This window comes from Paenibacillus sp. FSL M7-0656 (assembly GCF_038003225.1).
Lineage (GTDB): Bacteria > Bacillota > Bacilli > Paenibacillales > Paenibacillaceae > Paenibacillus > Paenibacillus amylolyticus.
In genome coordinates this window covers 2,448,764-2,470,406 of record NZ_JBBOOT010000001.1, presented here as the reverse complement: position 1 = coordinate 2,470,406, position 21,643 = coordinate 2,448,764, and the positions used below count along the sequence as shown (strand labels likewise).

At 40.4% G+C, this 21,643-nt stretch carries 23 protein-coding genes; 19 read left to right on the top strand and 4 right to left on the bottom strand.

The window, feature by feature from the left end; genetic code table 11:
* Positions 1 to 92 precede the first annotated feature (92 nt).
* The 10 genes from MHI01_RS10900 to MHI01_RS10855 all read left to right on the top strand — a co-directional run bounded on the left by MHI01_RS10900 (position 93) and on the right by MHI01_RS10855 (position 7,932).
* Positions 93 to 404: a hypothetical protein gene (locus MHI01_RS10900; RefSeq protein WP_340983111.1), complete on the top strand. Its 312-nt coding sequence runs from the start codon at positions 93 to 95 to the stop codon at positions 402 to 404.
* A 726-nt stretch (positions 405 to 1,130) separates the two neighbouring features.
* Positions 1,131 to 1,817 carry a hypothetical protein gene (locus tag MHI01_RS10895; RefSeq protein WP_282318929.1) on the top strand — a complete coding sequence of 229 codons (687 nt, stop codon included), beginning with the start codon at positions 1,131 to 1,133 and terminating at the stop codon, positions 1,815 to 1,817.
* A gap of 630 nt (positions 1,818 to 2,447) precedes the next feature.
* A complete protein-coding gene (locus MHI01_RS10890) occupies positions 2,448 to 2,756 on the top strand; it encodes a hypothetical protein (protein ID WP_174806422.1) in 309 nt (102 codons plus the stop codon).
* Between the two features lie 31 nt (positions 2,757 to 2,787).
* Positions 2,788 to 2,931 carry a hypothetical protein gene (locus tag MHI01_RS10885; protein WP_340983110.1) on the top strand — a complete coding sequence of 48 codons (144 nt, stop codon included), beginning with the start codon at positions 2,788 to 2,790 and terminating at the stop codon, positions 2,929 to 2,931.
* A gap of 29 nt (positions 2,932 to 2,960) precedes the next feature.
* Positions 2,961 to 3,350, top strand: coding sequence for a hypothetical protein (locus tag MHI01_RS10880; RefSeq protein ID WP_218034845.1), 390 nt, complete (start codon positions 2,961 to 2,963; stop codon positions 3,348 to 3,350).
* Positions 3,351 to 3,836: 486 nt separating this feature from the next.
* On the top strand, positions 3,837 to 4,052 hold the full coding sequence (locus MHI01_RS10875) for a hypothetical protein (protein ID WP_340983109.1): 216 nt from the start codon (positions 3,837 to 3,839) through the stop codon (positions 4,050 to 4,052).
* 225 nt (positions 4,053 to 4,277) lie between these two features.
* Complete coding sequence (locus MHI01_RS10870; protein ID WP_340983108.1) at positions 4,278 to 4,622, top strand: hypothetical protein; 345 nt, start codon at positions 4,278 to 4,280, stop codon at positions 4,620 to 4,622.
* A gap of 148 nt (positions 4,623 to 4,770) precedes the next feature.
* Positions 4,771 to 5,334, top strand: a complete 564-nt coding sequence (locus tag MHI01_RS10865) for a hypothetical protein (protein WP_127544041.1) — start codon at positions 4,771 to 4,773, stop codon at positions 5,332 to 5,334.
* A gap of 124 nt (positions 5,335 to 5,458) precedes the next feature.
* Positions 5,459 to 6,013: a hypothetical protein gene (locus tag MHI01_RS10860; protein WP_340983107.1), complete on the top strand. Its 555-nt coding sequence runs from the start codon at positions 5,459 to 5,461 to the stop codon at positions 6,011 to 6,013.
* A gap of 293 nt (positions 6,014 to 6,306) precedes the next feature.
* A complete protein-coding gene (locus MHI01_RS10855) occupies positions 6,307 to 7,932 on the top strand; it encodes a serine hydrolase domain-containing protein (RefSeq protein WP_340983106.1) in 1,626 nt (541 codons plus the stop codon).
* 44 nt (positions 7,933 to 7,976) lie between these two features.
* On the opposite strand, the gene MHI01_RS10850 is transcribed toward MHI01_RS10855, so the two are convergent.
* The gene (locus MHI01_RS10850; protein ID WP_340983105.1) at positions 7,977 to 8,372 is read right to left on the bottom strand and encodes a hypothetical protein; all 396 of its coding nucleotides are present in this window, start codon (positions 8,370 to 8,372) and stop codon (positions 7,977 to 7,979) included.
* A gap of 154 nt (positions 8,373 to 8,526) precedes the next feature.
* Here MHI01_RS10850 and MHI01_RS10845 point away from each other — a divergent pair, with 154 nt between their 5' ends.
* From MHI01_RS10845 to MHI01_RS10815, 7 genes are all read left to right on the top strand, one after another.
* Positions 8,527 to 8,706: a tyrosine-type recombinase/integrase gene (locus tag MHI01_RS10845; RefSeq protein WP_340983104.1), complete on the top strand. Its 180-nt coding sequence runs from the start codon at positions 8,527 to 8,529 to the stop codon at positions 8,704 to 8,706.
* A gap of 241 nt (positions 8,707 to 8,947) precedes the next feature.
* Positions 8,948 to 9,637 carry a hypothetical protein gene (locus MHI01_RS10840; RefSeq protein ID WP_340983103.1) on the top strand — a complete coding sequence of 230 codons (690 nt, stop codon included), beginning with the start codon at positions 8,948 to 8,950 and terminating at the stop codon, positions 9,635 to 9,637.
* Positions 9,638 to 9,891: 254 nt separating this feature from the next.
* Positions 9,892 to 10,359 (top strand): hypothetical protein, encoded by a 468-nt coding sequence (locus MHI01_RS10835; RefSeq protein ID WP_340983102.1) that lies wholly within the window; start codon positions 9,892 to 9,894, stop codon positions 10,357 to 10,359.
* 321 nt (positions 10,360 to 10,680) lie between these two features.
* On the top strand, positions 10,681 to 11,472 hold the full coding sequence (locus MHI01_RS10830) for a GNAT family N-acetyltransferase (protein WP_340983101.1): 792 nt from the start codon (positions 10,681 to 10,683) through the stop codon (positions 11,470 to 11,472).
* Positions 11,473 to 11,706: 234 nt separating this feature from the next.
* Entirely contained in the window at positions 11,707 to 12,036 is a 330-nt protein-coding gene (locus MHI01_RS10825; RefSeq protein ID WP_340983100.1) for a hypothetical protein, read from the top strand.
* Positions 12,037 to 12,468: 432 nt separating this feature from the next.
* On the top strand, positions 12,469 to 12,996 hold the full coding sequence (locus MHI01_RS10820; protein WP_340983099.1) for a hypothetical protein: 528 nt from the start codon (positions 12,469 to 12,471) through the stop codon (positions 12,994 to 12,996).
* Between the two features lie 152 nt (positions 12,997 to 13,148).
* Positions 13,149 to 13,748 (top strand): hypothetical protein, encoded by a 600-nt coding sequence (locus tag MHI01_RS10815; RefSeq protein ID WP_340983098.1) that lies wholly within the window; start codon positions 13,149 to 13,151, stop codon positions 13,746 to 13,748.
* Between the two features lie 105 nt (positions 13,749 to 13,853).
* Here MHI01_RS10815 and MHI01_RS10810 read toward each other — a convergent pair whose 3' ends face one another.
* From MHI01_RS10810 to MHI01_RS10800, 3 genes are all read right to left on the bottom strand, one after another.
* Complete coding sequence (locus tag MHI01_RS10810; RefSeq protein ID WP_340983097.1) at positions 13,854 to 15,536, bottom strand: ABC transporter substrate-binding protein; 1,683 nt, start codon at positions 15,534 to 15,536, stop codon at positions 13,854 to 13,856.
* Positions 15,537 to 15,845: 309 nt separating this feature from the next.
* Entirely contained in the window at positions 15,846 to 17,456 is a 1,611-nt protein-coding gene (locus MHI01_RS10805; protein ID WP_340983096.1) for a response regulator transcription factor, read from the bottom strand.
* Positions 17,457 to 17,665: 209 nt separating this feature from the next.
* Positions 17,666 to 19,480, bottom strand: coding sequence for a sensor histidine kinase (locus tag MHI01_RS10800; protein WP_340983095.1), 1,815 nt, complete (start codon positions 19,478 to 19,480; stop codon positions 17,666 to 17,668).
* 274 nt (positions 19,481 to 19,754) lie between these two features.
* Between MHI01_RS10800 and MHI01_RS10795 the strand changes: the two genes are divergently transcribed.
* Both MHI01_RS10795 and MHI01_RS10790 read left to right on the top strand, forming a co-directional pair.
* Positions 19,755 to 20,612, top strand: coding sequence for an ABC transporter permease (locus MHI01_RS10795; RefSeq protein WP_174806429.1), 858 nt, complete (start codon positions 19,755 to 19,757; stop codon positions 20,610 to 20,612).
* Between the two features lie 16 nt (positions 20,613 to 20,628).
* Positions 20,629 to 21,501 carry a carbohydrate ABC transporter permease gene (locus tag MHI01_RS10790; RefSeq protein WP_127544821.1) on the top strand — a complete coding sequence of 291 codons (873 nt, stop codon included), beginning with the start codon at positions 20,629 to 20,631 and terminating at the stop codon, positions 21,499 to 21,501.
* Positions 21,502 to 21,643: the final 142 nt, after the last annotated feature.

Sequence of the window (21,643 nt, the reverse complement as noted above, 5' to 3'; positions counted from 1 at the left end):
TAGATGCCATGGTTAGACTTCGTAATGCCAATCTCAGGGTAAGAGATGTCAAAGGCGAGCTATTCATAGATCAGAGATAAGGTGGTCACAGAATGGAAGCTAAAATGCTGTTTGGCGTTGGCTTAGTCTTCGATACACCGGAATTCGGAACCATCGTTATGGGGGCCAATGAAGAGTTGGATGAACTACTTCCTTCAACAATCCAAGAGATGATCGGTGACCAGATTATCATCAAAAAAACGGATGGGAAAGAGCAAGTATTTGAAGTTGTTTCTACTCAAATTAACCATTCTATTGCTGGCAAGAAGATTATCGGTTTATGTTTGGGAAAAGGGATCTCCCCAAACAAAATACCAGCTGGTTCAATCGTCTACTGTTATCCATCAGGACAAATTGATCAGTAGTGTATGCTTTGGTGAAGTTACATGGAGTAGAGGTTTGCTATTGAACTTGCTATGCTCATCGCTACTTTTACAACATCATAAATGTTCCAAAGCATCGGAAGGTCGTCGGATTCCCTATGGGATGAAGAAGGGCCTTTTTGTTTTATTACTATAACGAAAGGTTCGACTGCATACTCGCGTCCTGTACAACCCTGCATATATTCAGCGTATTCAGAGCCCATTGGATCGATTGGATAAGGGTTTGAGAAAACTAATAAATCTCCCTTATTCGCCAATTACCTTTCGCATTTGTAACAATATGGGTTATCATATACGTAGTTCAGGCACTAGTAGGAGGGGATTCAATGAAAAAAATATAGCAATAATCATACTAATGGTTGGATTGGTAATAAGCATGTACTTCAACTATCAATTCAAAGCGTACAAAGATAATCAAGAAGTTGAATACACGGTTAAACTAAATCATGGAACTCAAATGGGTATAAAAGAATCAATCTTTAATTAGATAATGTGATAAAAAGCTTAGAGGACGGCTCTTCGAAGGAAACAGTCACAGGTAACCCTGCACGACCTGACCGCATTGCGGCAAGTCGCTGCACGCTTTAAGGTAGTGAGGGTTTGTAGAGACACGAACACTTTATAAAACTCTTTTGTGGAACTGATGAAAAGTATTAAAAAACTTGGAGTATGCTAACCGTTAAGTGAAAGACTATAAGGAGGGACATAATGAAGCTTTTTCGTGGAAAAGAAGCCTTAATTCAAGGGACTGATCTTATAAAACCTTCAATATATACGCCTCTTGGAACAATTGAACTCTCTCTTGTTGTCTCCAGCGAATGTTATCTTCCTACTCACTGTTCTCAGCTCAAACATGGCGGATTGCTCTACCAATATTACTACGACTCGTTTGATTGCGAGTTAGTGCTCTGTAATCTGAACCACAATCTTTCTTCACCTCAGGAAGTAGACGAATGCTGGGGAGCCGTATTTAGAATCAAACCCAATGCATATCATCAGATAAGCGCTTGTAGCTTTTCTGCTTTGTGGAAAGAGGGATACAGCTGGGAAGATTACGGATCTGACACGGGAGAAAATCTTGAAGCTGTCGAATATGAGAATGAACAGTACCGCTTACACATAGGAACCCAAGAAGAACCACTGATAATGGGAAAAAGAAAACAAGGTGATAGGACTCCTAAATCTCTTGCTTTGAACTCTGCTTTTGAGAAGTGGAGTTTTGTCTTACATTCTGATCAAGGCATTGAAGTATCTATGACAGAGATTAATTCCCACCAGATATGCCAAGTACATTTTTTAATAGCTTGGAAGAGAAAAATAGAAGAGGATATTTCTACTTGGTTAGCTGTAGACCAGCCTACGAAAGAAATCTTAAAGGGAGAAGATATTTGGTAAGCTCGCTCGGATTAAATATAGTCTATCGCATGATTACGTTCCGTACGTTCGTCCTGAATACTAGCAGTCGCTAGGGTCTTGAATACAAGGAACGTTTGATCAATACCTACCACATAATCTAATAAGGAGAAACTATGAACGAAAAAGTTATAGGGAAATTAAAAAAGCAATTGCTACTCATATTTTTATTTATTTTTATAATTGGGATTCAACTAACCACCAGATACTTAGTATATCATCCTCCTGCATGGACAACTGTAGGATATATGTTTGTCTGCATTATACTTTGTATATTCGGCTTTTTAACATCCCTTGATCTCAAGAAACAAGAGCAAATCATAACGATCGGACAAATTGTAGATGTGAAGAAGAATAAAAATATCATTATAGTCAAAGGATTGGTACGAGGTAATAGCAAATTTTTAATCAAAGATAGTCCTATTCTGAATATGATCCAGCCAAATGACCTGATTGAAATCACGAGATTAAAATATACAAAAATGATAACGAAAAAAGTCTATAAGGACCAAGAGATACAACTTTGAGCAAGTGGTGGAAGAGTTGTAGTACTGTACATAAAAATAGAGGATAAATTTTGATATACGTCTAAGGTAGAAGGAGAGAATGTAATTGAACAACATAAACTCACATAATTGTAACTTAAATATAAGGTATGATCTGCCTGATGAAGTGTGGGATAAAGTTTTTAAAGTATATGAGACTATGCCAGGGTGGATTGGTTATAAAAGTGGAATTCCATATTGGTTTGGAACTGAAGAGGATGATGCTTTCATCGAAGCATCCGTTGAGCCTAGTGGATTATCATTTTATGCACAGATGAATAGCGATGTATGGATGTCTTGGATAGAAACATTTAAGTTGGAAGCGACAAAAGTTTTGGGTTTTGATGTTGGTGAACCTGAAGATGGATATATGTGATGAATGAACGAGGGTGTGAGATTCATGGGCAGTGAATACCGCCGCAGGATGGCATAGGTGTCGGGATGTGTTGGTGCAGATCATCAATGGTATGCTCATTCAGTGGCATGACAACTCAACTGAGCTGCGTAAAATCTATAGTGAAGCATTTAAGTTTGAGGATCTAAACAAATAAAATGATCTAAAGAGGATAAAAAGAAAAAAATGATAAACTCTATTAGCATTGATGAACGGAATGGGACCACATTTAATGAAGAGATAGTTATGAACCCTACATGGGCAGACAGTTTACGTTTTTTGAGAAAGCTCGATGGAGATAAATTTACATTAGTTTTTTTTGAGGTATCTGACACAGGTTCAGCATTAGTTGGAGGCGGACCGGAATATTTTGTAGTGTCTATTACAATGGATGAACATATATATACGCTTATGAACGATAAGCAGGGAAATAGTGAAATTTCTCTAGTTATTGGTGGTCAGTTAGGAAATTATTGCGATAACATTTGTATAGAATTAATACCCATGCTTGAAGTGCTAAAGTATTTTTATGAAACTGGTAAACTACACGAATCACATCAATGGAAGAAAGAATAATTACTGGTCAGTTAGGGTTCTCGGGCTCGTAAACACAAGAACGCTATGTGCAATTGTATTAAAAGAGTTAGAGTAGGTGAGTTCAGTGGTGGAGAGAAAATTCAAAAGTCATTTTTTTTATATTGTTCTACTGTCAGTTCCATTTGTAATATTAGAGATTTTACTTTTATTAAAATATCCTAACACCGGGTTAGGCAGGATTATAAGCTTGCCCATGACCTTTTTGGTGAATGGTATGATTATTCTGATCTTATCCAGTTTAGTTTATTATTTGCTTAGATACACCAGATTTAGAGTTGTTGGGCGAGTTATTCTAGGATTAACGATATGTTTAACTCTTATCGTAACAGTATGGTTGTATCCGCAGGATTCATCCAAACATATTTCAAAAACTATAGTAGAAGATATAAAGAATTTATGGATTAAATGAGGAATTTAATTGTGGAACAGACAAAATCAATTTACTAAGATATTGGATGTGACTGTATGAATCATGAACTATTCAACAAGATTAATGGATATTTAGAAGGGGTAAGTAATTTAATTACTCACTTCGGAGGATGTTATGGGCACGAATATCAGTTTATAAAAATTGATTCGCCAATAGAACGAGCAATAGAACTTCATAATAGTAATAGTAATTTAAAAAATCACAAAGATATTAAATATGTAGGACTAAGCGAAGTAGATGGCAGAGATTGAATGGAAAGATGAGTTTGATTGGGAACAGATTTATTTTTCGCTAGGTAATGAAGTATTTATCTTAGATCTATATCAGTGGGGTTAACGGACAACCCTGCAAATCTCAGTCTGCCGAATCATCCTCGTTGGTCACTTAAGGATTACAGACTCGTGAACATAACAGGTTACAAGAAAGAGTTACAATTAGAATAAAAACAGACGTATAAAAGTGGGAGAGCAAACAGCATGAAGTTTAATTATAAGAATTTTTCTTGTGATACTGAGATCTATCTCAAAGACAATGACACTATAATCAGGTTTTTTGATCGATCTAAAGAACAAGCAGAAGCTGACATAATAAATCTAGTAATAGTTGATCCTGGGTATGGATATCTTTGCTTGAAAAATAAAGATGATGCAGCACTCTTAAGTGGATTCCTAGATGAGGACGTATTTTCATCAGATGGGCATATAGATGCAGCAATAAGTTTAATTGAAAAAATCAGTCCAGCTACTCAGAATATGTATACTCCTTATCATATTACACGGTTTAAACAAACCAGTTTCGTTGAATATAACGGTGAATACTAATGAAAGATTCTCGAAGGTGACATCGTCATCATAGATGTAACTAAGATACTGACTAGGATGTGTGGATAGTCCAAAGATTCTTGAATTCAGTTGCTTTCTGTGGAGGAACAGATCGATTTGTATTAGGAAAATGAGGGGGAGAGTGAATATGAGGAAGAGAAATATAGTGGTCTTGTTATCCGTCAGTTTTATCTTAATCTTCTTATTCATCTATAAATACTACACGTTAAACTATACGAATGAGGGTATAACAAACAAGGTTCTAAATCAAGATGGATATGCACTGACGCTGAGAACTCCAGAAATGCCGATTCAAATTTTTGTGAAATCTGAATGGATTCCATTCAGTGCAGGTGAACCTCTTAAAAGAGATATCAAAGTATTAGAGACTCATAGCAGCAATTTGATATTAGATGTGCAGAACAGAGATGATGATATTTATTTTAGTTTTAGGACCACGTTTAATATGGATGATCCATCTGGGGAGTTCATATATAATGGTCTGTTTAATGCGGGTGGAACGTTTACTTATTCACCAGAGGAAGTACGGTTATATGATAAAAACATGAATCAGCTCTCCGTAGGACAGACAGGTATTGGTCCAGAAGCATCGTTCTCATTCGGAATTGAAACGGAAGAACAGAAATTAATAAGTGAGGGATTCTATGTGAAGTACGATGGATATAACGTGTATGATTATTCTAAGAAGTAATTCAGCGGTCACGCCAAAATGGATAGGTAAAATCATTGCATAAGAAGCTAGGCTCTCAGATATCCCAAAGGCCTGAAGAGAACATTGTAGAATAGATTGCACAACAAACAAATCAGGAGGTTACATGGGTACAGACATTTGTTTCTTTGTAGAGGTAAGGCATTACAGGAGAGAATATGAATGGATTAATGGTGCTGTAAGAGAAATAACAAAGAGTGAGGAAGAATTGAATAGTACTGCTCGCTGGATCAGTATGGATAAGTGGATGATTAATCCTGATTATTACTTGTTTCCAGAAAAAAAGATCTCTAAATTGAAACCAAGTGATCCTCATGAATTTTATAGTGGGGGGCGGAATTATGATTTGTTTAGTGTTTTATCAAACACCAGGAATGATCAAAATCTGCCTTTCATATCTTCGCCACGAGGAATTCCGGTAGATACCTCGCCAGACTTAAGTGAAATTGTACTTGAGGATAAAGAAGATTTTTATGACCACAGTTGGCTTTTACTGGAGGAGATCATTCAGTTCAATTGGGATCAAAGTTATTATTGTGATCAATTTATGGAGTACAGAAATATAAAAAATACATGCTCTGAATTTATCAATGTAACCATTCCAAAGTTATTGAAATTAGGGAGCGCGGAAGATGTAAGAATGATTTTCTGGTTTGGTTAGATGTTCTTGAAAACGCATTCGTAAAGGCGGGAGCAAATGAAGGACTATAAGGTTGCGCTACCCTAATACCTTTATATCGTAATGAGATCACAGTTATTTTTAATGTTAAAGGAGATTAGCTAATGCAAATAGATCGAAGGCATCGCTATGCTAACAAAGTGGTCGCCTGTGTTCTGTTATTCGTGTTTTTCATTATGGCATGCGGGGTACCTGTCTACGCGGAGATAGAGAATGTGGAGACTACGCCTTCCAGAATCCCGTTGTCCTCGCTAGAGGAGACGATCGATTCTTATGTGGCTACGCATGAGAAAAACACCGCTGCCGTTTCAATTGTGGCTATCAAGAACGGGGAAACGATTTATAGTAAGGCCTATGGCTATGCAGATATTGAGCAACAGAGAAAGGCGGACAGCTCTACTGTTTTTGAATGGGGTTCCGTCACTAAACTGTTGGTCTGGACGAGTGTAATGCAGCTTGTCGAGCAGGGAAAGCTTGATCTACATACTAATATTCAGGAATATCTACCGAAAGGGTTTCTAAAGAAGCTGGAGTATGATGCCCCCATTACGCTATTAGATCTTATGAATCATCAAGCGGGTTGGGAGGATAGGATGCTTGAGTTATGGTATCTATCCGAGAATCAAGTTATGGATCTGGGAGAAACATTGCAAAAATTTGAGCCAAGACAGATCTATGAACCGAGGAGTGTATTTGCTTATTCAAACTATGGTGTTGCTATGGCTGCCTACATCGTAGAAGTGCAGAGTGGACAACCTTTTTACGAATATGTGAATGAACATATATTTAAACCACTGGATATGAAAGAAACTACGATTCATCCGTCACATCAAGATCGTCCAGACCTCGTGCTGAGAAGGGATCAGATTCAAGGCTATACTGCTAATGCCGAACTCATCCCCAAAACCAAAGTATACATGAACATATATCCTGCAGGAGGTGCCATGGGCACCGCAGAAGATGCAGCAAAATTCCTAGCAGCCCTGATGCCAATCAATCGTGGTAATTTATTATTCAAGAACAAAGAAACCTTAAACGAAATGCTGTCAACCAGTCTGTATTATGATGGAACTTCTATCCCTCGAATCGCACATGGATTCATTGAGGTAGAGTACTGGACACCTGCACTGGAACACGGTGGAAATACATTGGGGTTTTCGAATAAATTGATCTTTGACCCGAAATCTAATTTTGGGTTAGTGGTGATGACCAACCAGTTCGAAGAAGAGGTATATTGTTTCGGTCTTGTCCAGAAATTGTTTGGGGATAATTACAGCACTAGCTCTGTAACCTCTGGAAATGATGGATATTATCTCACTACACGACGTTCCGGTTCTGGATTTACGAAGCTCTATTCGATTCTCTTGCTGAAAAAGTATTCCACATTTGATCTTAGTAACTTCACCAATGTTGTTGAGAAAGATGGTGTCGTTGAGAAGGTATCCTTTACTTACAATGATTATGTACGTGTATCAAGCTCAACGATGATCTGGATCATTGCCTCTTTAATAGCTCTTGCAATAGCCATCGTATTCAATTTAAGAGCTGTGATTGGCTATTTTATCCGATTATGTTTTTACAGATTGAAAAAATGGGAAAGACCCGGGACAGGGTTTGATAAATATCATGTTGCCATTAATATTGCAGGTCTGGCATTCCTACTGAATACTACAGTACTAGCCATGCGAGCATTGAGTTTAAACGCCTCTTATTCTTCGTTACGAATTCATCTCATCTTTAACCTGATTTATGTGATTCTAGCTTTAGCATATCTTGTCTTGCTAATCTACAAACTGTGGAAGATAAGTTACAGCAAAAAGCGAAAGGTCGTATATATCATGACCGGAGTATCGGCTTTCCTATTTGCTACTTTTATTGTGGGATGGGATTTGTACTTTTAGGAGGGCACTTATGAAGATGGATTGGAGTGAAAGACAGCAGTTCCTCATCTGGGACTGCTGTCTTTGTGTTTATACGCTCTTTGGCTTTTGAAGAAACTGTAAATGACCATTAGAATATTCAATAATAATAGACCTACATATCCATCTGTTAACTTTGTACGTTCAATCCACTTGTTCACTAACTCTCCAGAGAGAGCTTGTTTTCCTAAATATTTATTTATATCATTCGGATGGATTTCATCTATATATATAAGTGGAAACTCCATGCTGTTGGAAGAAGCAGCTAGCGGCGGATAGAACTCTACCCATTTCTGACCTGCCCATCGATCATACTTATAATGCAAGTCTGCGCTGGATTCAAGATTATCCCACCTGAGAAAACCCAATATGATTAGAATACAAAGTGTAAAGACGCTAAATATTAACTTCTTGTTATTCAAATATACCCCATCCTTAAGTGTGTACTACTAACAATATCACTGTGTGAAAACAATTTTATCATCCGTGTATATTCTATCAGCATTTTCCGTTATCTGTAAGTAGATTAATTCAATGAAATGCTAGTAAGTAAAAAACCAATCGATCAAAGAATCGTTGCAGCAGGTTTTCGAAGAAGCTAAACAGCGTGCAGGGATTGCAAAAAAGGTGAGTATTTATGCGCTGAGACACTCCTTCGCCACTCATTTGCTGGAAAACGGGAAAGATCTACGGTACATCCAGGTGCTACTCGGTTATACGTGTGCACGAACAATCCCAGCGCTATACGCATGTTAGTAGGAAAAATATTCATCGTATTCAAAGCCAATCGGATCATATGGATACGGGAGTTGAGCACCCCTATAATTCTCCCTTTTTCACCAAATTTTTCTTCGCAAAAATCACCGTATAGGTTATCATATACGTAGTTCAGATATCAGGCAGGAAGTGTGGTATTTACGAAGTACATAGATTAGGTGTTATCGGAAATCAAATTAATAAAATTGAAAAGCAAAATAATATAAAGGCGGATACTTGTATGAACAAAAAGTTGATTAATTCAGGTTTGATTTTTTTAGGTTTAATTTTTTTAATGGCATTTCCTTTCTTGATCAATATAACATTGATGGGAAGGACTACATCTATTACATATGGTACTACTGAATCCTGGATAGGTTTTTTTGCAAGTTATGCTGGAGGGATTTTTGGTGGTCTTATCGGTGGCCTATTTACTTATTTAGGGGTTAAACAAACAATTAGTAACCAAGTAAAGCAAAAATACATAGATGAATTCCCGGGAAAAATTAATTTGCTTAGGGAAACTATACTGGAACTTGAAAAAAAACATGATCTTTTTAGCCATAATGAACATTTTATTAAAGGTAAGCAGCCATTTGAAAATCCATCAACGTATTTTGATTCAATGTCGCTTTTAATTAATGAATCAACAGAAAAAGGAATTAAAATAGAAGCTACTCTTTATGAGAAAATGAAAGAAATCAGAAGTAGAAAAGATAAGATTCTTCTGGAATCAGTTAATCATCCTTTAATTTCACGTAAAATTGCTGATGATGAATTTGGAACAAATTCAAGAACTCCTGTAGAAACCATCGAGTTTAGAAAAAAAGTACAAGATGAAATGAATATTATATTAAAAGATCTTATAAACATTTTGGAAAATCAATCGAGTAAGATGGAAGAAATATTCAAAAAATATGTAGGTAACTAATTTGAGCGTATTTCAAAGAAGAAATTGACATCCTATAACATAATATTCACGCTACGGACATACGTCCGGGGTCCGGCATCCGCCGCACACCCGCCATCCGTCGGGTCGTGAATACAAGAACGCTATGTGCAATTGCCCTAAGAGTACATAAAAGATGAATTCAACAAAAGATACGAAATAAAAGCAAATATACAATTTAATATAATTAATATGCCATCAACTGTTAGGTGGAAATATATTGGGAGGTATAGTCCATGTTTGATAACTATAATCATATAAATGATTTTCTCGAAGCAAAAAAAGAATATGTATCATTTCGTGAAAAGGAACGAAAGAGAATTAAATTTTTACTAACCCAAAATGGCTATACAGTCAAAACTGGAAGTAAAGAAGGTAAAGGATCTTCAAGTTATACAAATAACGGAAAACTAGAAAAAAGTTTCGATTTGACTAATTGGAAATGGGTAGAAGCAACTAAAGGGGATATTCTGTATTTTATATCATTACAGGCTTTTGATAGAGATGCAAAATATAATAATTATCACGTTTTACTTGATAGAATCGGTATCTGTGCATTTCCTATAGAGGCAACAGAGATCGAAAAAGATTATTTCAAATGTATGGAGGATACCTTATTAGAGCTTCCCCTAAGTGAAAATGATCTTGAAGAATTATTAAAATCACTCGAAAAAATGGAAATTAAATTGGGATTAACAAAATAAAGGATAGAAAAAGGGTCAAGTGAATATGAATTTGAAATAAGGTTTGATAGCAATACGAAGAAGTGCGCAACAACACATAACATCATATTCACCCTACGTCGCCTCCGGCTACTTGGTCCGGGCCGAAGCAGGAAGATGAGGTTTCGAAGAAGTTGATTCAGTAGCAGGGAAGCCAATTCAGCCGGACAACCTTGCACTACCTAACCGCGTCGCGGCCACTCCCTACGGTCGTTTAAGGCAGTGAAGGTTCGTGAATACAGGAATGTTAGGCGAAACCACCCAGGAGTAATTGTATGAGGATCAAGGAAGGGGATAAATTGAATGATATTGAATTTGGAACTAGCGGATATTTTAGAAAAATCTGAAATTAATTATATGGTTGATCGAATGACTGCAATCAGAGAACGAGAAGGAAACCCTGAGGGAATTGAAATAAAACGATTCGGGGAGAGCACGGCGTTTTATAGTAAAACCATGCCATGGGGTCTTTTTAATAATGTAAAGGGAAGGATTTCTGAAGATGTCATTGAAGATATCTTAGACTTTTATAATGAGCGGGAAAGGAATTTTGAGATTCAAGTCATCCCGGGTAATATAAATCAAGAAGTTATGAAAAAACTCCATAATAAAGGCTTTTATCAATCAGGATTTCATACAACGCTTTTTTGTGAACCTGGAAATCTAAATTCGTTTGATCATCATAAACTGGAAATTCGTGAACTACTCGAAGATGAGTTTGATACATATGCAGAAATTCATTGTTTAGGTACAGGATTATCTCTTGATGGGAAAGAACACGTAGCTACGAATAACCGAGTACTGTTTTCCCGTCCTGGATGGCACTATTATTTGGGGTTGGATCAGGGCTATCCAGTTGCAGTAGCTGTAATGTATATAGAGAACAATGTTGCTTCATTAACATTTGCGACAACACTACCTGAATATCGAAATAAAGGATTTCAAACAAATTTATTACTTAGACGAATTAATGATACCTACAATAATTGTAATCTCGTTGTTAGTCAGTGCTCATTTGGCTCGCAAAGCCATCGGAATATGGAAAGAGTGGGTATGAGAATTGGATATACCCGGGCAACATGGACAAGGAATTAATTGTGAGGGGGAATTTAGGCTGGCATCGCCTAACATAGTATTCATGCTGTGACTCCTTTCGGTGCCTTGGTCTGCTAGATGGATTTCGGAGAGGTCTTTCGGCAGACAACCCCTTTGGGGTTCATGAATACAGGAACGTTATCTGAAACATCTTCAATATTGAAAACCATTCAAATCCAAATGAGAGTTACTTGATCTTAGGTTAATCCAACTTATTATGAGGAGTTGAAAAAAATGTATTGGGAAACCCTTCCTAATTGGTTTTGGTCACTATATTACTTGTTTTTATTAACAACATTAGTAACTGCAGTATTAATTGTTATACGAAAGAAAATAAGAAGTTTATCCATGGTAGCCATTGTTTTCACTGTAACGATTCCAATTATTGGGCTGATAAATAGTATTGGAAGGGCAGAAGGAATAAATGAATATGAACATTTAATTAGCCAATTACAACAAGGGGAAATTTGGTCTATGTATATAATTTTGGGTAATTTATTTTTGTTACTATGGTGGGTTTTGTTCTTACTCAAGATCAAGAGTAAAAATCAAGTGATAGTATAGAAGTACAAAGACCTCACTTTGTGGTCTTTCGAAGCATCAATCTACACTAGAAAAACCGACTCAAGTAATCATTAGGAATGAAATGTAAAAGTTATTCGAAGAAGGTAGAAAAATCAGATAACACCATATTCACACTTCGGGCTGCACCCTCGGTCCCAGAAGCGGCTTCGAGAAGTAATTGCTGTGGACACACGACTTCGTCGAGCGTCGTGAATATACGAAACGTTAGCAGAAATTGCCTAAGTACATTTAAACTAAGGAGATTAAAATGACTGATAACTATGAAATTACGCTAAAAACGAATTTTTCTTTTAACCAGATACAGTCTGCAGTATTTTTGGCAAGGAATGCTTTACAAGGGAGAAAAATAAAAACAATAGTAATGATGTAGTTACTCGAATTCAATATGAATCTTATGTTACAGGCGCGCTATTGTGTACAGTTGGTTATTTAGAAGCTACAATAAATGAATTTCTCTCCAATATAAAAGATGAGAATTATAATAACAATAAGAGATTGAAACCGAAGAAGAGAGAATTAATTAACTCAATGTGGGAACTGGGTATACCAAAGACAGCTAAATACAGTATTTTAGAGAAATATCAAATCGCTCTTACATTAGCTGATAAAAATCTTTTTAAAAAGGGAGTTAGCCCTTATCAAGATGTATATTTATTAATTCAAGTTAGAAATGCAATTACTCACTATGAGCCAGAATGGGTTACAACTGAATCGGAATTCCCAGTGCAGGTAAGGATGTCGAGCAAACACCTGAATATACTGAGTGGGAGAATCGTTATATTGTCAGCAAAGGCAAAGAAAATGAGAGGTTGTATATGCAGGGACTACGAGATGGCATTCAGCTCACAGTATCCTTGCTGGGTCAGTCGATGCCAGAGGAGACCGATACAGAGGCTTGATCCACTAATGCGAACCCATAAGTCAGGGGAAGCTGCCTAGATCTTAACTTAAAAACTGGAGCGGAAGCGTGAATCTTGCGCTTCCGCTCCAGTTTTAATGCTCTACTTTTCCAAATTCTAAATTAAGGAAAGGAGGGCTTTGAGTATGTGTTAAGCTTAAACAAACAAGGGTAGAAGCGAGGTATGGTTATTATGAAAAAAAGATCTAAATACTTAATCTTGCTTTTTATGTTTATTTTGATTGTGTTTATTCTACTTTTTTTGAATACGGACAAAAAGGAAGCCAATGAGCCAATGGTTAATGGCAATATCATTCACGTCAAAAACTTTGATCTGGATGCCAAATCAACGAATTTAAAGACAATGACACAAGGATCGATATTCGTTGAGAGTGAGAAGCAGCATATTGATCATATCAAAATAGTAGCACATATAGAGATTGACCCCGCTGACTGGGGTGGTGTTGCATTCTATATCCCTGATCAATGGAGTGTCTCCAGCATCACCAGCAGTTATCCTGAACATCAATCGAAGTTGAAGCCTGCTGAGTATGTATCCACCTGGATGGATTCTTCTGATGACTCTTCATGGCGCACAATGATTGAAATTGGGAGAGAACGAAATTACATAGCAAATGGCGGAGGTACTGGAACGATTGTGATCGAATTAAGTCCAGATAAAAAGGGTGAGTCCCCCTCTAATTCATTAAAAATTGGTATTGAGGTCGGGTCAGAAGATAAAGCTGGAAAAAGAGTTATGGGTACAGATTCTGTTGAAGTTCCTGTATTTTAAAGTGCCGGGTTAACTAGATATAGAAAACAAGCCGAAGCGGTGGCAATGCACGCTTCGGCTTGTTTTTTTATTCTTTTATTGTGGCCCTTGTTACTTCTTCAATCCTTACTTCGCACTTACCGATTTAAACCAATCATTCACTTCTTGCGTGATTTGATCTCCGCCATTGGATTTCCAGTTGGCGACGAATTGGTCAAAGGCATCAACCGGCAGTTTGCCGTAGATGATTTTGTTGAAGGTTTCCATCTCGGATTGGCGGAGCAGGTTCCATTTGGATACCATGGTTGGTGTTGCAGCGCCAGTAAAGTAGTTTTGTTTACGAATGTCGATTTGCGACATGACGACTTTGGCAGCGTCCCAGTTTTCCGGTTTACGGAACTCGGCCATTTGTTTCTCGTAAGGTGTTTCGGGCTTCTCGCCGTTAGCCAGTTTCACGAGTGTTTTCATATACAGATCCGGGATACGGGCCGGACCAGTCAGGAACGGGAATTCGTTGGAGAAGTCTTTGATCTTCTCTCTGTTACTGGTCGGCTGTCCATCTACGATGTCCCAATCGTAGCCTTTGGCGAAGCCGTGTTCGTATTCACTGCCCGTAGCGGGGTTCGCCAGGTTATCGAGCAGATAGTTGTAGTACAGGAAGATCGCTTCGGGATGTTTCGCATCCTTGTTGATCATGATGCTCGCGTTGACGCCAGAGTTCTGCCACTTCGTTCCGATTTTGCCATCTGGACCTTCTGGAATGGGATAGGCTTTATAATTGGCGTCAGGTAAGTTCTTGATGAGGTCGGGAGCAGGCCAGTCTGGAACCCAGTTGGCACCAGGCAGAATACCTGCGGCACCTTTGGTCCAGCTTTCGGCTGCTTTACGTTCGTCCCACAGGGCGGAGTCGGCATGAATATATCCTTTTTCCATCCATTCACTGAGCTTGGCAAGTGCTTGTTTTGCTCCGGGATTAACAGAGCCGTATTCCAGATTACCGTTCGCGTCCTTGTTCCATTGCTCTTGGACTGTTCCGTATGCGCCGAATAACCAGTCGAGCGAGCCCATCCAGGTATTCGTATTACTTTTCAGCGAGATTGCGAGTGGGAAAACTTCATTTGGAGATAGGCCATCCGGATTCTCATTTTTGAATTTATCCATGATGTTCTCTAGATCTGCGATAGTCTTAGGAGCCTCCAGATTCAGCTTCTCCATCCAGTCTTCTCTAAGCCACAGCAGGGTATCGTCGTTATCCGTGTACTCCATGATGGGCATATTGTATTTCTTTCCATCCTTGGTGAACGGATACCAGAGCTCGGGATGCGCTGCCGCATGGTCCTTGAGCGTTTTATTCGCATACTTGTCGAACAACTCATCAATGGCGATGAATTGACCAGAGTCGATCAATTGATTCGTCAATACCGCATTGGTGGGTACCGTTACGAAATCAGGCAGTTTCTCACCAGAGGCGACAGCAAGTTGAAGTTTCTGTCTGTACTGATCATCACTGGCTGGATACCAGGTATCTTTATGCTTCATGCCCAGCGTTTCGAGCATCCAGCGATCGTGTACGTTATTTTCTTTGGTATCTCCTTGCACGTATTTCTTCGGCATTAATACCGAGCTGAACTCGATGGGTGGGTCGTATTTTCCTTTAGCAAAAGCAGCTTCTGCTTCAGCTGAGCCGACAGTTCCCGGTGTATTATTGGTACCATTGTCACTGGCTGTCTCGCCACTGCCGCACGCAGTGATCGTGATGAGCGCGATAACCATGATCAGTGACCACCATGTTTTTTTGAATTTGATCATTGTTCAATCCCCCTACGGTGTATGATCTTTACAGTGTAACTGTACCAATTTGTGCGGGAGTGCATCTATATGAGTTTGTTAGTTTCCATAGGACTCTATTAGTGAATGTTCAAATGAATGTTCAAATGAAGTTCAAAAAATTCGGTTTTCAGTACCGAGAAGATGGGATAAAGCTAGAAATGGAGTAGCGGAGCGTAGGCAAACTACGTGAGCAACGGACATTTCGGCTGAATTCCATATTCGATGCTGATGATGCCGTGAGGCATCCTTCGTAATCAAAAGCGGATTTTTTGAACAACCTCTAAGATGTTATTTGTGCTGGTCTCTGTATTCCTGCGGCGTAACGCCAAACTGGCGTTTGAACACTTTGATAAAATAAGCCGGGTCCATATAACCAATCTCTATGCTGATTTCGTACACTTTTTTGGTGGTCGTGACCAGCTTGTGGCAGGCCCGATCCATACGCAGACGCGAGATATAATCACTGATGCCTTCGCCCGTTTCGATCTTATAGATCTTGGACAAATGGGTCGGGTGCAGATTAACATGGTCGGCTAGTACACGTAAAGACACATCCAGATGCAGGTTCTTATCTGTAAAATCCTGAATCTTCTTCACATACTCGGAACGGATGTCCTTGATCTCGTTGGACGTGCCTTCCTTGAGTTTGCCCAGCACACTGAGCGACCATTTCCGCAATTTGCTGATGGTAGCGAAAACTTCCCCACTTTGCAAATCCTCGACATCATTGCCCATTAAAGTGGTCAGAGTCAGCTTGTTCCGATGGGCAATATTGGTGAATGAAGCCGTAATGAGAAAACCAGCCTCCATGCAATGCTCCCATGATTCCGACCATTTCTCATCCAGTTCCGCGCAGACCGCGCGTATTTTCTCTTCGGCAGCATCCCATTGTCCGCTCTCTAGCAAACTAATAAAGGTGGGTGGGGTGTACAGCACGTCCAAGGGGCCTTGCGCCGCAGGTGTCTCGACATCGCTGACACGCATGACAAATTCGCGTTCATCGCCAACAATCTGCCGGAAATAGGCGGAAGCCTGGCGGAAACGATCGTAAAGTTGATCCGGAAAGGTGAACCACTCGGTGATAACGATGGAGAGGGAGCCTTTCAGAAACTGTTTTACTTTGGATTGGAGCTGAATCGATAGCTTCTCCAGAATGGTTTCTTTCCCAATATCGCCTTTCCGTTCTTTCAACTGAAGCAAAAACACCAGATATCCGTGCTCCTCCTTGACGCCCCACACTTCCATAAACTCACCCATAGTCTCTTCCGCCATATTGATGATCGCATATTCGATCAGGGTCTGATCATTGCTATCATAGTGTCCGAATTCTTCTTCCAAACGAACCAGCATTAATGCGGCATCCCCGGTGTGAAAGGGGAGATTGTAATTGGCGAGCTTCCGATCCCATTCGGCAGCGGCGATTCGTTGTCCCTGCAAAGCCCCTAGGAGCAGTCGCCCCCGCAAATGGGGGAGATTCTCTCGCAACGTAAACTGCGTTCGTGTCAGTGAACTGACCATTTCCCATTCATTGTTCAATTGATCAATGGCCTTCTGGACAGCGCCCATTAATTCATCGTCTGTTGGCGGCTTCAGCAGATAGTCCACAGCTTCGAACTGGATGGCTTTTTTGGCGTAATCAAATTCGGAATATCCGGATAACAGAATACATTTTATTTTTTTGTCCCGGATGCGGATGCGTTCGATCAGTTCAATGCCTGTCATTTCAGGCATCTGGATGTCCGAGATCACGATATCGATGGGGTGGGTGTCGATCATTTGAAGTGCTTCGTGTGCCGAGTATGCTTTATGCACATGTTCGATCCCCAGTGTGTGCCAGGGCTTGGTCATGGACAGGTTATCGACCCAGTGAGCTTCATCGTCTACGATCATCATTTGCATGGTGTATTGTCTCCCTTGGTGGTTGAACTAAAGGTATATTTACACTTGCCACTCCGATGACAGAACAACCTTCCGATCGCTGTTACCCCCAGATTTTCTGATTCACTTTTATAAAGGTGAAAATCCGTGGATAAAGGTGAGCACTTCGTTTCTTCAGGTTTTTTCTGTCCTCTGCGTTCACGTGTAAATGGTTCGTTCAAATCAAATAGTCAACGTATATTATCGGTATTACCTTTATCGGAATCTGTGTCCTCTTTTGGTATCTCCCAGATGATTTCGGTTCGGAATCCGCCAAGTGGGGATGGGCCAAATAGGAGGTAGGAATGACTGCCGAACAGGTGCGTGATTCGTTGGTACGTATTCCAAAGGCCGCAGCCCATTTCTTCTTGTAAGGGTTCCTGCATCTTCAAGTTCAGCGCTTCGTATTGTTCCGGGCTTAAGCCTGGGCCGTCGTCGTCGATGTATATTCTGCCAAAACCATTCAAGCGCTCCCCGGTAATTCGGATTTCCCCGGATGAATAGGACTTGGCCACGCCGTGTATCACGGAATTCTCGACCATCGGTTGAAGCATTAATCGTGGTACAGACTGGGCAAGCATATCCTCTGGGATATCGATGTGATACTCGATGCGACCATTCCGCAGTTTCTGGATATCCAGATAGTTGATCAGCAGCTTGATCTCTTCTTGTAGCGACGACGTCTCCCGTTCCATACGGGTGGTGTAGCGATAGTACGCACTTAGGTTATGCGCCATGGAGACCACGGCTTGCTCGTCCTTCATCTGGGCCATGTTGATGATATAACCTAGACAATTATATAGGAAATGCGGATTGATCTGCGCTTGTAATTGTTTCAGCGTAGCTTCCCGGGCTCTAATTTTCTCATGGAAAACATTCTCGATCAGATCCTGAATCTGATGGGACATATCGTTGAATCGGCGGAACAGGAATGAGAACTCATTCTGGTTTTTGCTATACAGTCGGACAGAATAGTCCCCTTGTTCTACACGGCGTAAACCTTTGATCAGCTTTTTGATCGGATATTGAACATTCCGGTACAGCAGGATCGACGCAGAGATACCCACTACTAGCAGCAAAATCATACAGGTGTAGAACAGATTCTGACTCAGCGAGATAGGTTTCAAAATCTGATACAGTGGAATCACGTCAACCAGATGCCAATCCAGATAAGTGGACTTCACGGAGCTAACCAGATAGTTCTTACCGTTCAGCTCTACGACATCCTGTGTAGTATCTTCCGGAGAATGCGTGTCCAGATACTGAATGAGTTCTGCGGACAACTGCTTGTCCGCGCTGCGATTCAGAATGGGTGAATTTCCTTTGTGATACAAGAAAGGATCGCCTTGTCCACCCGCTTTATACGTATCCAGCATATTTTGAATGTTCTCATAACTGAAGCTGGCTTCAATCACCAGATTGCTTCCCGTGAGCATCCCCGGCTGTGCCAAGGAATCGGTATAGAACCAATAGAAGGAATTTAGTTCATCCTCTGATACGGCTCCTTGATCCCCATAGGTCCATCGTCCGCTCATATTTTTTTTCAGATACTCCTCATCATATCCTGTGGTTCGATTGTAGTTGGCGATGACATCCTCATTCTGCTGTGAATGCACCGCATATCGGGTGGGCCATATATCCGTAACGCCGGTTTGCAGCGTCATCTTCTCTTGTATCACATAACGGGTCTGCATCCGGTCATACCGATCATCCCACATATTGAGGCCGTTGAATGCTCTGACATTCGGGTCTCGGGAGAGAATGAGGCTGAAATCCATCATCTGGTTGATGCGGGAGTCGATCTGACTGGACAGAAACGTAAGTTGTTTTGTGTTGGAGATCTGCAGTTCTTTGCTGACGACATCATAGGTGACGTTATTCGAGTAGGTGTACATGATTAGAATGGGGATGAACAAGACCACAATTAACAAGTTTATTTTGGCAAAAAGACTGAATGGGGATCTGGTTTTACCTTGAAAAGGCATTAAGCGCTTCCATATATACATGAAAAGTCTCCTTCTAATTCGTGTGTAAACTACCTCTTCTGATGATACCCTAACAAAACACTATCAAGCCTAACAATGTTATATAGCAGACCTCAGTATGGCTTGATACTATTTATATCAGAGAACCCGATCACACACAAAAACTTTTTTTGGGAACAGGAGAAGCGCTATGGAGGCTAAATTGGAGGGTAAGCGGATCCCGCAGGAAAGCGTTGGGAACAAGCTGGATAAAAAGAGAAAAAAACGCTACAAACAGCCATGGATTCTGCACTTCATGGTGTTGCCGGCGGCCATTATGGTCTTTATATTTTCATACATTCCGATGTCCGGGATTTTGATGGCATTTCAAGATTATAAACCTGCACTGGGATTTTTCAATTCCGAATGGGTAGGACTGAAGCACTTCAGGTACATGTGGGAAAATGATTATTTCTTGCAGATTACGTGGAACACGTTGTTCTTTGCCTGTACGAAGATCATCATGAACCTGATCATTCCGTTTGTCTTCGCCTTATTGCTCAACGAGGTACGGAAGATGGCACTGAAAAGAACGATTCAAACGCTTGTGTATCTTCCTCACTTTCTGTCCTGGGTCACCCTGTCTGGTATTCTGATCGACATTCTGGCACAGACGGGTATTCTAAATCAGTTTCTAGTCTCGATCTTTGGCATCAAACCAATCTTCTTCCTCGGGGATGGCAGTTGGTTCCGATTTACGGTCATTGCAAGTGATGTCTGGAAAGAGTTTGGATTCAACACGATTATCTTCCTCGCGGCATTATCCGGCATTAATCCATCACTTTATGAAGCGGCTGAAGTAGATGGGGCGGGACGCTGGAAACAAACGGTCTATATTACCATCCCGGCTCTTATTCCGATTGGGATCGTAATCGCAACGCTGGCACTGGGTAATGTGCTCAACGCCAACTTTGACCAGATCTTTAACTTATATAGTCCATTAATATATCAGCAGGGGGATATTATTGATACGTTTGTGTATAGAGAAGGTCTGCTAAGTGGTCAGTTCAGTTTCGCTACCGCGGTGAACCTGTTCAAATCCGTCATCAGTTTGATCCTGATTGTGATCTCCTACCGACTGGCTTACCGATTCGCCGGATACCGAATTTTCTAGAAAGGAGGACGAACTGATGTATCATAAAACGATGTCCTACCGCATATTCAGCATATTCAACAATGTGTTCTTAACCATCATTTCGCTGCTCTGTTTGCTGCCTTTGTATCACTTACTTATGGTATCGCTCAGCGCATCTGCACCTGCCAATGCGGGGTTAGTTACGCTCTGGCCGATTGGTTTTACACTGGAGGCCTATGCGAAGACGTTTGTTAACGCCAATTTTCTCTCCTCCTTGTGGGTGTCCGTTGAGCGGACGGTGCTTGGTACAGGGCTAGCGCTAATTGTGAACACAATTGCAGCATACGCCCTCTCCAAGGAGACACGGGTGTTCCGTGCACGTAACATCTATCTATGGTATTTTGTCATTACAATGTTATTCAGCGGCGGCCTTATTCCGGGGTATATCCTGATCTTGAAGCTTGGCCTGATGAACTCATTGTTGGCCCTGATCCTGCCAGGATTGGTTGCAGTGTTTAATATCATTCTGTTGCTCAATTTCTTCCGTACCGTGCCCAAAGATCTTGAAGAAGCTGCATTTATCGATGGAGCAGGACACCTTCAGACGTTTATCAAAATTTATCTGCCCGTGTCCGTGCCTGTCATTGCTACAGTATCCCTGTTCATGATGGTTGGGCATTGGAACGCATACTTTGACGGAATCATCTACATCCGTGATGCGGAAAAACTGCCACTCGCGACATTCATGCAGACGATCATCGTGCAGGCCGATATGTCGAGAGTTGACCCGGAAATTGTCGCCAATCTGTCTCAGCGCACGATTCGTGCGTCACAGATTTTCATCAGTGCACTGCCAATCCTGCTCGTGTATCCGTTCCTGCAACGTTTTTTTGTGACCGGAATCGTGGTTGGGGCTGTGAAAGAGTAGTTGAATGTAGGAAATGAATAGGATTGTAAAATGGAGTCACTGAACTGGGGAAGGCCAGGGAGGTGGCTTCTTTTTTGTGTATGGATAAAGAACGTTGCATATATGTAGTGTATTACCTTTATTTGAATAAAATGGTACGATG

Bases quoted from the DNA above. Each gene is read 5' to 3' on its own strand.
- MHI01_RS10805 (WP_340983096.1), bottom strand. From the start codon at position 17,456: ATGCAAATGATGATCGTAGACGATGAAGCTCACTGGGTCGATAACCTG.
- MHI01_RS10790 (WP_127544821.1), top strand. From the start codon at position 20,629: ATGTATCATAAAACGATGTCCTACCGCATATTCAGCATATTCAACAAT.
- MHI01_RS10830 (WP_340983101.1), top strand. From the start codon at position 10,681: ATGATATTGAATTTGGAACTAGCGGATATTTTAGAAAAATCTGAAATT.
- MHI01_RS10860 (WP_340983107.1), top strand. From the start codon at position 5,459: ATGGGTACAGACATTTGTTTCTTTGTAGAGGTAAGGCATTACAGGAGA.
- MHI01_RS10815 (WP_340983098.1), top strand. From the start codon at position 13,149: ATGAAAAAAAGATCTAAATACTTAATCTTGCTTTTTATGTTTATTTTG.
- MHI01_RS10835 (WP_340983102.1), top strand. From the start codon at position 9,892: ATGTTTGATAACTATAATCATATAAATGATTTTCTCGAAGCAAAAAAA.
- MHI01_RS10840 (WP_340983103.1), top strand. From the start codon at position 8,948: ATGAACAAAAAGTTGATTAATTCAGGTTTGATTTTTTTAGGTTTAATT.
- MHI01_RS10870 (WP_340983108.1), top strand. From the start codon at position 4,278: ATGAAGTTTAATTATAAGAATTTTTCTTGTGATACTGAGATCTATCTC.
- MHI01_RS10800 (WP_340983095.1), bottom strand. From the start codon at position 19,480: ATGTATATATGGAAGCGCTTAATGCCTTTTCAAGGTAAAACCAGATCC.
- MHI01_RS10875 (WP_340983109.1), top strand. From the start codon at position 3,837: ATGAATCATGAACTATTCAACAAGATTAATGGATATTTAGAAGGGGTA.
- MHI01_RS10880 (WP_218034845.1), top strand. From the start codon at position 2,961: ATGATAAACTCTATTAGCATTGATGAACGGAATGGGACCACATTTAAT.
- MHI01_RS10900 (WP_340983111.1), top strand. From the start codon at position 93: ATGGAAGCTAAAATGCTGTTTGGCGTTGGCTTAGTCTTCGATACACCG.
- MHI01_RS10895 (WP_282318929.1), top strand. From the start codon at position 1,131: ATGAAGCTTTTTCGTGGAAAAGAAGCCTTAATTCAAGGGACTGATCTT.
- MHI01_RS10810 (WP_340983097.1), bottom strand. From the start codon at position 15,536: ATGATCAAATTCAAAAAAACATGGTGGTCACTGATCATGGTTATCGCG.
- MHI01_RS10865 (WP_127544041.1), top strand. From the start codon at position 4,771: ATGAGGAAGAGAAATATAGTGGTCTTGTTATCCGTCAGTTTTATCTTA.
- MHI01_RS10795 (WP_174806429.1), top strand. From the start codon at position 19,755: ATGGTGTTGCCGGCGGCCATTATGGTCTTTATATTTTCATACATTCCG.
- MHI01_RS10825 (WP_340983100.1), top strand. From the start codon at position 11,707: ATGTATTGGGAAACCCTTCCTAATTGGTTTTGGTCACTATATTACTTG.